We start from the raw sequence: 12,142 nt of genomic DNA, 5'->3' as shown, positions 1-12,142 counted from the left end.
GTTAGTCCAGTTCAGAGTATTATGAAAGCACGCAAATTAGTCGATTATGTGTTGATTGGCCTTAAAGGTATGGCCATGGGTGCAGCTGATGCTGTTCCTGGTGTATCAGGTGGCACCATTGCTTTAGTTTCAGGAATTTATGAGGAACTTGTTGGGACCATTGGAAACATAAATTTGGCGCTTCTTAAACTCCTTTTACAAGGTAAACTGAAGGATTTCTGGACCAAAGCAAATGGGAACTTTGTGCTTGCTCTTGGCGCTGGTGTTTTGGTCAGCTATGTGACCTTCATGAAATTGGCAAAATACCTTCTTGAGAACCATCCAATACTTATTTGGTCGTTTTTCCTCGGATTGATCATAGCCAGTATTTGGTATATGGGCAAACAAATACCAAAATGGAATCTTTCTTCCGTATTATTTTTGATTTTGGGCATAGGCCTAGGTTACTTTCTCACCACCTTACCAAGCTCAGAAGCTTCGGACAATCAGCTTTACTTTTTCATCTGTGCAGCAATTGCCATTTGCGCAATGATTTTACCTGGTATATCAGGTACGTTTATCCTTATACTTCTTGGCGCATATAGCACATTGAGTACAGCCATTGCAGATTTGGATATCAAAAAGATATTGATTTTCGTTTCTGGGGCAGTAATTGGACTTTTGAGTTTTTCCAAGGTTTTGAAATGGTTGTTGAACAAGTACAAATTTCAAACTTTTGCTGTTCTTACCGGACTGATAATAGGCTCCATAAATCAAGTGTGGCCTTGGAAAAAGGTATTGGAAACAAGGACCTATGGTGACAAAACCGTTGTGGTTAAGGACATAAACGTTTGGCCTTCAGCATTTGAAGGTGACAATCAATTGCTCGCCGCAGTTATACTCGCCATTGTTGGTTTTTCCATTATTTTTATCCTCGAAAGAACGGCCTCCAAAAAATAGGATTAACATCATAGAAGCATGCATCAGCCAAGAACATTTCTTGACAATTTCTTTTTGGTCATAAAAGGCTTATGCATGGGTGCCGCAAACAAGGTGCCAGGTGTATCGGGAGGAATTGTTGCCTTTGTTGGTGGCTTTTATGAAGAATTCATTTATTCCTTACAAAAGATTAATGGAAAGGCATTTAAACTGCTCATAAATGGTCGGTTTAAAAGTTTCTACCAATATACCAACGGACAGTTTTTGGTATTGCTTATTGCAGGAATGCTTTTCAGCTATTTCAGTGTTTCTAGGGTATTGGATTATTTTTTGGCCCAAAAAGAGCTCTACGTGTGGGCTGGTTTTTTTGGAATGATATTGGGCTCCATTTACTACATCGGTAAAGATTTTCATCATTGGAATCAACGCAACATCCTTTTTGGTTTTGTTGGGCTGGTTGTGGGTATTTCCATTAGCTTTTTAAGTCCAGCTACAGAAAACGATAATCTGATATTTATCTTTTTCTGCGGTATTATCAGCGTCTCAGGGATGACCCTTCCAGGGTTGTCAGGTTCCTTTATTCTAATTTTACTTGGTAATTATGTTTTGCTATTGGTGGATTCTGTGAATGCTTTGTACGATACCATGTCAGAATTGCTGGTTGGGGATTTCGGTTTTATGGAAAATCCCAAGAGATTGCAAACACTGAAGATTCTTGGGGTTTTTACTTTAGGTTCAGCTACAGGTTTGGTCACTTTTTCACATTTATTGAGCTATGTCCTTAAACATTACAAGAATATTTCAACAGCAGTGATTCTTGGTTTTATTACCGGCTCCCTAGGTGTTTTATGGCCATGGAAAAGAACCATGTACAAATTGGACAGTGCAGGAAATACTTTGCTGGACAGTAATGGTGACAAAATTGTTTTGAATTACGAACGCTATTTACCAAGCTTATCCAATATAGACACTTATTGGGCAGTGGTTTTTATTATTCTCGGCGTTTTGGTATTATTGGTTTTGGATTGGTATGGGAAAAACAGAAAAGAAAGAAAAAAGATTCGGGCTACTCGGTAAAAACATTAGCTATTCCTTTTCCAAGGGCTATTTTACCAAAAAATTCGAGTCATTGGGACTGGATGATCATAGCTATGAAAATTTTGATATTCCAAATATTACCGAGTTTAAAGCATTGATTTCGGACAACCGCCTATCGGGAATGAATGTTACTATACCCTACAAGGAGTTGGTCATGCCCTACCTCCAGGATCTTGATGATACCGCTAAATCAATTGGAGCAGTAAATACCATCAGATTTACTGAGCATGGACTTATTGGTTTTAATACGGACTATTACGGATTTCAGAAATCATTGGAACCCGCACTGAAACCAACGCATAACAAAGCACTGATTCTAGGAACAGGAGGTGCGTCCAAAGCGGTATCCTACGCATTGGAACAGTTGAACATCGAAAATGTATTGGTTTCCAGATCTTCAAAGCCTGGTCAATTAACCTACAAGGAGCTTAGCCAGGAATTAATAACAGAATTTACAGTAATTGTAAACTGCACACCTTTGGGAACTTATCCCAAGGTAAAAGACAAGCCTGATCTGCCCTACGAATATCTCACTTCAAAACATTTACTTTTTGACCTAATCTATAACCCTTCCAAAACCACCTTTCTAGAACTTGGAGCGCTAAATGGAGCAACAATAATCAATGGTCAGAAAATGTTGGAATATCAAGCGGAAAAAGCTTGGGAAATATGGAATACGCCTTAGTTTCTAATCCAAAATCCGTCAATTCCTTAAAAAATACCGCAAAACCTGCCCAAAAGAAGAATCACTACTTTTGTTATTAGGTAATTTAGTTGTTAACTTGGCTATAATTATCATCAATCCAAAAAGGTAAAGAAACTACTAATGCAGGATAACGAGCAAAAACTTCAGGAGACTGAAGGTGGTGGTACTGGGCAACAAACGGAAAGTGAAAAGACAAATTTAGAAGAATCCCCCAATTCTGAAACCAACACAACGGAGGAGCCCGTACAGGAAATAAAGGAAGAAAAAGAAACGGAGAAGGCAGAAGCACCTGCGGAAACGAAGGATGCAGCCGTACCCAAATCCGAAGAAGCTGAAGAAGCTATTGAGGAAATCGACGAATCCAATGCGGAAGATGCTGAAGATGTGGATAACGAAAAACGTCATCATATCCCCTTTTTGGACTACCATTCCATGTCCATGGAAAATTTGGTGGGTGAGCTACAACGTTTGGTGAAGAACGAGAAAGTTCAAGCCATTGGCAAACATGTAAGCTCCATTAAATACGAATTTGACCAGAAGTTCCAGGAATTCATTGAGCATAAGAAAGAAGAGTTTGTCTCCCACGGAGGAAATGCGATTGACTTTAGATACAATTCTGTGGCTAAAAGACAATTTAACGAAGTCTTCTCTGAATATCGCGAAAAACGTGATCAGTATTACAAGCAACTTGAACAATCTCTCAAAAACAACCTGCAACGCAGATTGGAGATCATTGAGGAATTGAAAGGGTTGGTAAATGTTGAAGAAGACATCAATACCACGTATAAAAACTTCAAGGAATTACAGGAAAACTGGCGTAATGCAGGTCCGGTTCCTCGTAATAATTACAATGATGTATGGCGTACGTACCATCATCATATGGAGATTTTTTACGATTTCCTGCATTTAAATCGAGAGCTTCGAGATCTTGATTTCAAGCACAACCTTGAAGAAAAATTAAAATTAGTGGAACGCGCTGAAGGGCTTGTTAATGAGCCTGACCTTGGTAAGGCCTTCAGAGAATTACAGACGTTACATAAAATCTGGAAGGAAGATATTGGTCCTGTCGCCAAAGAGCAACGCGAAGAAGTCTGGGAACGTTTTAGCAACGCAACCAAAGCCATGCATCAGCGCAGACAGGAGCATTTTCAGGAAATGGACAAGGTTTATGAGAAAAACCTTGAAAAGAAACAGGAAATAATAGCGGAGATTGGTAAAATTGCCAATAATGTGACTAACAACCACAGAGCTTTACAGCAACAGATAAAGGAAATAGAAGCACTTAGGGAAGACTTTTTCAAAGCAGGAAAGGTTCCACAAAAAGTGAATGAACAAACTTGGAGTGCGTTTAAGGAAGTTGTAAGGACATTTAATAGAAACAAAAATGCGTTCTATAAAAGTCAAAAGAAAGAACAACTGGAAAATCTGGAGAAAAAACGCGCCTTACTTGGTTTGGCATTGGCATTAAAAGACAGTGACGATCGCGAAATGGCCACCCCAGAAATGAAACGCATTCAAAGTGAATGGAAGAAAATTGGCCATGTACCTAGGAAATACTCCGATAAAATATGGAATGAATTCAAAGACGCTTGCAATCATTATTTCAACAGATTACATGCGCAAAAAAATGAATCCCAAAAGGCAGAATACGAGAATTTTGAAAAGAAGAGTGCTTGCTTAGATCGCTTAAAGGCGTTCCAACTAACTGGTGAAAATGAAAAAGACCTTGAGACCTTAAAGGGATTCATCAATGAATGGAAAGGTTACGGGAGAATTCCATACAATAAAAAGCATATTAATGGTAAATTCAACAAAATTGTTGATGCCCTGTTCAGAAAGCTTGGCGTAAGCAAACAAGAATCAGAGCTATTGCGTTATGGCGATAAAATGCAAGAATTGGCCAAAGCCGATGATGAACGTGCGATCAACAACGAACGCACATTTATTCGCAGGAAAATTGACGAGAGCAAGGCAGAGATAAGGCAATTGGAAAATAATTTGCAATTCTTCTCAAATGCTTCCGAAGATAATCCGTTGGTGAAGGATGTTATCAAAAACATCAACCAGCATAAAGAGTCTTTAGAGACATGGCAAGCCAAGCTGAAAAAATTGAACATCCTCAAAAACAATAGGAACAAAGAGGCGGAAGAGACCAATTCCGAATCTTCCGGGGAAGAGGAATAGGCCTCAGAACTCTTAAGGAATTCAATACAAATCCAGTAGGTAGTTGATTAAATCAGTGGTGGTTACAATACCCACCAATTTCCCATTATCAACTACAGGTAGGGCGTGAAAGTCTTTCGATGCCAAAAATTGCGCCACTTCTTTAATTGTTGTTTGGGAGGTAACGCTAACAACGTCACGGGCCATTACTTGTGAAATTGTGAACATATTGTAGACCATTGTATCTACAGATTCTTCATGCTCATCCACGGCATCTGCAAAGCTTATACGAAGTAAATCGGTATAACTCAACATTCCAACAATTTTATCCGTAGCAACCACTGGAATATGTCGGATGCGATTTTTCTTGAACAATTCTTCAGCATAGACCAAATCATCTGCTGTGGTCAAAGTGACCAAATCTCTGGACATTATCTCGGAAACAGGAACTCGCTTTTTCATGATATTTGATTTAAAACTACCATGAAATTAGCCCTATCTATGCGGGAAAATTATGATAAAAGTCAGCCTGCAGAATTACTTGGCCACATTAACTGAACGCGTTTCCCGAATTACCGTAACTTTTACCTGACCCGGATAGGTCATATCTGTTTGAATCTTTTGGGAAATCTCAAAAGATAACTCCGCGGCTTTGTCATCGCTTACTTTTTCGCTCTCAACAATTACCCGAAGCTCTCTTCCTGCTTGAATGGCATACGCCTTTTGAACGCCATTGAAACCAAACGCAATATCCTCCAAATCTTTCAAACGTTGGATGTAGGAATCCAATACTTGTCTTCTTGCCCCAGGTCGCGCACCACTAATAGCATCACAAACCTGTACAATTGGAGAAATCAAGGTGGTCATTTCTATTTCATCATGGTGGGCACCAATGGCATTGCACACCTCTTTCTTTTCGCCATACTTTTGGGCCCATTGCATACCAAGAATCGCGTGTGGGGTTTCAACCTCAACCTCGGTATTTGGCACCTTGCCTATGTCATGCAATAAACCTGCTCTTTTGGCAATTTTTGGGTTTAGTCCCAATTCTGCAGCCATTACCCCACAAAGTTTTGCAACCTCTCTTGAGTGTTGTAACAAGTTCTGGCCATATGAGGAACGGTATTTCATTCTACCTACTGCCTTTATCAACTCTGGGTGTAAACCATGAATCCCCAAATCAATGACCGTACGTTTACCGATTTCCGCAATTTCCTCGTTGATTTGTTTTTCCGTCTTTTTAACGATTTCCTCAATACGTGCAGGATGGATTCTTCCGTCCGTTACCAAGCGATGTAACGACAATCGTGCTACTTCCCTACGCACGGAATCAAAACAAGAAAGGATAATGGCTTCTGGCGTATCATCTACAATAATCTCGACACCAGTAGCTGCTTCTATGGCACGGATATTACGTCCTTCCCTACCAATGATTCGTCCTTTAACATCATCAGATTCCAAATTGAAAACGGAAACACAGTTTTCAACTGCTTCTTCCGTACCAATGCGTTGAATGGTATTGATGACTATTTTTCGTGCTTCTTGCTGGGCAGTAAGCTTCGCTTCCTCAAGGGTACTCTGAAGATAAGCCATTGCATCCGTCTTGGCTGTCTCTTTCAACGACTCCAACAGTTGACTTTTCGCATCTTCAGCGGATAGTCCAGAAATTACTTCCAGCTGCTGAACCTGACTTTTATGAAGTTTTTCTACCTCCGATTGCTTCTTTTCTAGAATCTCACTTTTATAGGAAACTTCCTTGATTCTAGTTTCAAGTTTATCGTTTAGTTTTTTGTTTTTGGTAAGTTCATTGCTGATTTGTGATTCCTTATCTCGGGTTCGTTTTTCAGCTTCGGCAATTTTCTTATCCTTATTTATGATGACCTTTTCATGTTCGGCCTTTAGTTCCAGAAATTTTTCCTTGGCCTGGAAGATTTTATCCTTTTTTATGTTTTCACCTTCTTTTTTTGCTTCTTTGACAATATCGGAAGCCTCCTTCTTTGCTCCAGAAATGGTCTTAGCGGCTTTTCCTTTCTCCATCATTTTGGCAATTGCGAATCCAATGATCAATCCTACTACCCCCGCCACAACCAATAATATAGTGCTATCCATGTTGCTTATGTTTGGTTATAAAAAAAGCCCACATTAGCCGAAGTTTTGTACAAACTCCAAATTACAGGTTTAGGGCTAACAAGTTGATCAAGGATCCCTATACAGGTAGGGCCTGCTTTTACAACCTAAACTCACCCTTTTCAAATATAATAGTGTTGAGTTTGTCAAAAAATAATTACCAATGTGGGCAGTAACAAATATTTTATTTAAAAGAACTTATTCTCCAAGTTTGGAATGTACCAAATCGTCCAAAGCTTTTAAGCGTTCATATGCCGCTTTGGTGTTTTCCGAACTATCTATTCCACCTTGCTCAATCTTGGAGGCAAACTGTAAGGCACACATTGCAAGAACATCTTGCTTGTCACGCACTGCATAGTTTTGCTCAAACTTCTTAGCCAAATTTTCTATGTTTTTGGCCGCTTTACGTAACCCCTCTTCTTGTTTGGGGTCTATGGTCAAAGGATATACCCTATCTGCAATGGAAAGCTTTATTTTGAGCTTCTCCTCCATATATTCTATGCATCTTAATCCGCTAGTTTGGCGATACAAACATCCAATTCACGGATCAATGTGTTTATTTTGAGCTTGGCTTCTGTTTTATTAGTGTTACTACCCAGCATTGTATTTGCCATTTTTAGGGAGTTATATTTCTCCTCCCATTCATTTATGGTGCTTAGTTGAACCTTGTTTTCCTCTTTTGCAAATTCCAATTCTTCTTTCAACTTGGTATTAGCTTTGTGCAACAATTCCATTTTGTGCAACAATTTGCTCACCTTGTTTTCCAAAGAATCAACAATTTCAACAAGCTCGCCCATATGCAAACATCAATGCGTATCACACAAAGTTAACCAACCTCTGTTAACCGCACAATAGTTTTCCTCTTTATCTTGATGGAATGCTCCGCGAACCCGCTTTAGTAAAGGAAACCTTTTTCTAAATCAAAACATTGGTTACATTCGTATGTAATTATAAATTTCCTTATGCGTTTATATTTACCCGGAATCTTGTTTTTCCTCTCCTTTTTAGTATCAGCTCAGGAAAAATATCCCCAAGATGCTTTTCAATCTCCTTTGGATATCCCCTTGGTCTTAGCTGGCACCTTCGGCGAATTAAGATCTAACCATTTTCATTCGGGAATAGATATTAAAACACAACGCAGGCAGGGTTTGCCGGTATATTCGATAGCGGACGGTACGGTAACTCGAATCAAAATTTCCTTATGGGGTTACGGGAAAGCCATTTATGTTGCGCATCCAAATGGCTATACATCAGTGTATGCCCATTTACAAAAGTTCAGTCCGGAAATAGAGGCATACATCAAAAAAATCCAATATAGCAAGAGATCCTACGAGGTTGAAGTATTTCCAGATTATGGGGAACTTAAAGTCTCCAAAGGCTCGGTAATTGCGTTTTCAGGCAATACCGGCGGCTCCTCAGGCCCACATTTGCATTTTGAAATTCGAAGTAGTGTTTCGGAGAAACCAACGAACCCCCTACTCTATGGCTATGAGGTGCGTGATGCTACCAACCCAACTATGTTGGGGCTATATGGTTATCCCATTTCCGAAGATGCAGTCGTCAATAAAAGTGGAAGAAAAATACAATTGAACTTTACCAAACAGGCTGATGGGACTTTTATGGCGGATAAAGTTACTGCAATTGGCACTATTGGCTTTGGGTTTCATGGGTTTGACCGTCAGGACTTGGCAGCGAATAAAAACGGTGTGTTTTCCGTTAAACAAACTGTCAACGGTACAGTTTATTCCGAATATGATTTTGAGTCGTTTTCTTTTGGTGAGACTCGGTACATCAATACTTTGATTGATTATGCCCATTTTGGCCGATTTCGCCAACGTATCCAAAAGTGTTTTAAGGAACCACATAACCGTTTAGGCATCTATAAAAACCTCAAAAACAATGGTAAAATTGAGATTAAAGAAGGTTTGTCCTATACGATTGAACTTTTAATATCCGATATCGAACAGAATCAGATCAAGGTAGTCATCCCCGTGGATGGCAAAAGAGAGCAACCAATTGTTGAAAGAATTGCCGATAAAACAAACGACTATATTATTGCGGATAAACCTAATAATTTCGATTTGGGCGCTGCTAAGGTGTATTTCCCGGCGAACACGTTTTATCGCGATTTTTACATCGACCTAAAGAAAGGAACCGATACAGTAACCATTCATAACAATAGAGTAGCCGCACACCGGAATTTCACCATCAGCTTTGACGCTTCAAAATATGCTGAAGCCGATAAACAACAGCTTTTTATTGCCCGATTGGATGATAAACTGGAACCTCGATACACAAAAACATTCAAAAGAGATGGTTCTTTTACCACACGTACCAGGTCCCTTGGAATCTATACGCTTGCCAAGGATACTATAGCTCCAGAGATAAAGGCCCGAAATTTTAAAGAAAAGCAATGGCTTAGCAATTACAATTATCTAAGCTTAAGAATTTCAGATGATCTTAGCGGAATCAATTCCTACAGCGCCACACTTAATGGCGAGTGGATTCTGATGGAATACGAGCCCAAAACGCGCACCCTTACCTATAATTTCGATGATAAGATTCTAGATCTAACACAATGTGATCTTGAGCTTACCGTTACTGATAATGTAGGTAATTCCAGTACTTTCCGAAGTACGTTTTTTAGAAAATAGTGCCATCCTATAGCAAAAAAGTCTTTTTTTTCTTGGTTCTTATCTGGACCACGGGTGTTTACAGCCAAACCGCAACGGTCTTCGGGCGTGTTCTGGATGAAAACAGCCAACCACTCCCCAATGTTAATATTACCGCAAATGATACCGGTGGAGTAACTGATTCCAATGGAAATTACCTTCTTGTAATTATCGCTGAAACCAAAGTAGAACTAAGTTTTACACATTTGGGCCATGAAGCTATTATATTAGAAGATCTCATATTGACCACCAATGAGACTTTTGAGTTTAATCCGGTGATGAAAACAAACCTCACCCAAATTGCAGGTGTTGAAGTAACACCAACTGGCTCTAAAAAACTAGAAGGCATTACTACAATCGACCCAGTAATTGCTAGAAAAATACCGGGCGCCAATTCAGGTGTGGAGAACGTACTGAAGCTTCTTCCCGGTGTTTCTTTTAACAACGAGCTGAGTACGCAATACAATGTCCGAGGCGGCAACTTTGATGAAAACCTGGTCTATGTCAATGGCATTGAAGTCTATCGTCCATTCTTGGTTCGTTCTGCGCAGCAAGAAGGTTTGAGCTTTATCAATAGTGACATGATTTCGTCCTTGGATTTTTCCTCTGGCGGGTTTCAAGCTAAATATGGAGATAAACTGTCTTCTGTTCTAGATATTACCTATAAGATTCCAACAGCATTTGGGCTTAAACTTAATGCAGATTTATTAGGCGCTTCAACTACAATAGAATCCGCCTCCAAAAACAAAAGATTCAGTGCAATTTCAGGTATTAGATATCGTAATAATGGTCTTTTGGTGAATAGTCAACAGACAGAAGGCAATTACAACCCTGTATTCGTCGATGTTCAAAATTACATGAGCTTCCAATTTTCAGATAAATTTCGGCTTGGGTTTTTGGGTACCTACGCAGTCAATGATTACAATAATGAACCTCAATCCCGGCAAACTAATTTTGGCACCTTGAATGATCCACGGGCTCTGGTTATTTTTTATCAAGGGAAAGAAAAGAGTAGTTATGAAAGTGGTATAGCTGCATTAAAAGGTGATTTTCTGGTTAGTGAAAAAACCAAATTGAACTTGACCACCTCTATTTACCATACACAAGAGGAAGAGTTTTCAGATATCATTGCAGCTTACGAGTTAGGCGAGGTGGACAGCAATTTAAACAACGAATCTTTTGGTGAGGCAACCAATTCAAGAGGTGTAGGATCACAATACAATAGAGCCAGAAACCAGTTGGATGCGTTACTTTTCGCCATTAGCCATGGGGGCATTCACAAGAATAACGGTTCTACTATTAATTGGGGAGTCAAGTATACCTTTGAGGATATTCGAGACCAGCTCCGAGAATCGGAATTTATTGATTCCGCTGGATTTTTCATTCGTCCATTTCAACCAGCTTTTCAAAATAATCAACCGGAAGAACCATTCACTGGAGACCTAGTGGCTTATGACCAAGTCCAAGCCACCAACTTTGTAAAAACCCATCGCTTTTCTGGTCATGTTCAATTTGCCAAACAAACCAAATTAGGCAAACATGATGTGTATTATAACCTTGGTATAAGAACGCAACTATGGTCCGCTAATGCTGTTGGTTTTGAACGAAGTAAACAAAGCATTCTAAGTCCGCGAGCACAATTTTCCATCAAACCTTACTGGGAAAAAGATATAGTATTTAGAGCGGCTATTGGAAGTTATCAACAGCCCCCATTCTACAGGGAATTACGGGACAATACCGGTGCTATCAACCCAGAAGTTAAAGCCCAAAAATCCGTCCATTATGTGTTAGGCAGCGAATACAGTTTCAACTTATGGAACCGGCCCTTTACCCTAATTGGCGAAGCGTATTACAAGGATATGTCCCAAATAAATACATATACTATTGAGGATGTCCGAGTTCGTTATGCTGCGAACAACGATGCAACAGCTTACGCCTACGGCTTTGATTTTCGACTTACAGGAGCTTTTGTGCCAGGGGCGCAATCCTGGGTAAGCCTTGGCTATTTGGAGACCAAAGAAAACTCCAACCAACGCGGTTACCTATCCCGACCTACCGACCAGCGTTTGAAATTTGGTGTATTGTTCCAAGACTATATTCCTACCATTCCTAACCTAAAACTCTACCTCAACCTAATTTATAATACAGGAGTACCAGGAGGGTCACCCAATTACGTAGATCCCTATGATTTTCAGAATAGATTAAGAGATTATAAACGTGCGGATATGGGAATTTCCTATATTTTTGCCGATAGAAAAAGTCAGTTCCCCGAAGGGCATTGGCTGCATAGGTTCAAGGAGTTCAATGTTGGTTTTGAAATTTTCAATATGTTCAACAATCAGAATTCCATTACGAATACATGGGTAAGGGATGTGGACACACAACGACAATTCGCCGTCCCAAATTTTCTTACCGGTCGCATTCTAAATTTGAAATTTGGCTTGCGTTTTTAAAATAC

Annotated in this window: 10 protein-coding genes and 1 other RNA gene; 6 read left to right on the top strand and 5 right to left on the bottom strand. The window is 39.6% G+C overall.

Features of this window, described 5'->3' with window-relative positions:
- Positions 1-21 precede the first annotated feature (21 nt).
- From M3P19_RS02240 to M3P19_RS02225, 4 genes are all read left to right on the top strand, one after another.
- A complete protein-coding gene (locus M3P19_RS02240; protein WP_249655990.1) occupies positions 22-939 on the top strand; it encodes a DUF368 domain-containing protein in 918 nt (305 codons plus the stop codon).
- Positions 940-957: 18 nt separating this feature from the next.
- On the top strand, positions 958-1,995 hold the full coding sequence (locus tag M3P19_RS02235) for a DUF368 domain-containing protein (protein ID WP_249655989.1): 1,038 nt from the start codon (positions 958-960) through the stop codon (positions 1,993-1,995).
- Positions 1,949-2,701 carry a shikimate dehydrogenase family protein gene (locus M3P19_RS02230; RefSeq protein ID WP_249655988.1) on the top strand — a complete coding sequence of 251 codons (753 nt, stop codon included), beginning with the start codon at positions 1,949-1,951 and terminating at the stop codon, positions 2,699-2,701. The genes M3P19_RS02235 and M3P19_RS02230 overlap by 47 nt, the downstream gene beginning before the upstream one ends.
- Positions 2,702-2,842: 141 nt before the next feature.
- On the top strand, positions 2,843-4,906 hold the full coding sequence (locus M3P19_RS02225) for a DUF349 domain-containing protein (protein WP_249655987.1): 2,064 nt from the start codon (positions 2,843-2,845) through the stop codon (positions 4,904-4,906).
- A 21-nt stretch (positions 4,907-4,927) separates the two neighbouring features.
- Here the strand turns inward: M3P19_RS02225 and M3P19_RS02220 are convergent, their stop codons facing one another.
- The 5 genes from M3P19_RS02220 to M3P19_RS02200 form a co-directional block, all read right to left on the bottom strand.
- On the bottom strand, positions 4,928-5,347 hold the full coding sequence (locus tag M3P19_RS02220; RefSeq protein WP_249655986.1) for a CBS domain-containing protein: 420 nt from the start codon (positions 5,345-5,347) through the stop codon (positions 4,928-4,930).
- 75 nt (positions 5,348-5,422) lie between these two features.
- Positions 5,423-6,994: a ribonuclease Y gene (gene rny / locus M3P19_RS02215; RefSeq protein ID WP_249655985.1), complete on the bottom strand. Its 1,572-nt coding sequence runs from the start codon at positions 6,992-6,994 to the stop codon at positions 5,423-5,425.
- Positions 6,995-7,045: 51 nt separating this feature from the next.
- A non-coding RNA gene (gene ssrS, locus M3P19_RS02210) (6S RNA) lies at positions 7,046-7,155 on the bottom strand.
- A 55-nt stretch (positions 7,156-7,210) separates the two neighbouring features.
- Positions 7,211-7,504: a cell division protein ZapA gene (locus M3P19_RS02205; RefSeq protein ID WP_249655984.1), complete on the bottom strand. Its 294-nt coding sequence runs from the start codon at positions 7,502-7,504 to the stop codon at positions 7,211-7,213.
- 14 nt (positions 7,505-7,518) lie between these two features.
- Positions 7,519-7,809 (bottom strand): hypothetical protein, encoded by a 291-nt coding sequence (locus M3P19_RS02200; protein WP_249655983.1) that lies wholly within the window; start codon positions 7,807-7,809, stop codon positions 7,519-7,521.
- Positions 7,810-7,974: 165 nt separating this feature from the next.
- Between M3P19_RS02200 and M3P19_RS02195 the strand changes: the two genes are divergently transcribed.
- On the top strand, positions 7,975-9,666 hold the full coding sequence (locus M3P19_RS02195) for a M23 family metallopeptidase (protein WP_249655982.1): 1,692 nt from the start codon (positions 7,975-7,977) through the stop codon (positions 9,664-9,666).
- Positions 9,667-9,698: 32 nt separating this feature from the next.
- Entirely contained in the window at positions 9,699-12,137 is a 2,439-nt protein-coding gene (locus tag M3P19_RS02190) for a TonB-dependent receptor (RefSeq protein ID WP_249655981.1), read from the top strand.
- Positions 12,138-12,142 lie beyond the last annotated feature (5 nt).

The organism is Flagellimonas spongiicola (assembly GCF_023502425.1).
Taxonomy (GTDB): Bacteria; Bacteroidota; Bacteroidia; order Flavobacteriales; family Flavobacteriaceae; genus Flagellimonas; species Flagellimonas spongiicola.
Note: the sequence above shows the minus strand (reverse complement) of the source record. Positions and strands in the feature narration are given on the sequence as shown.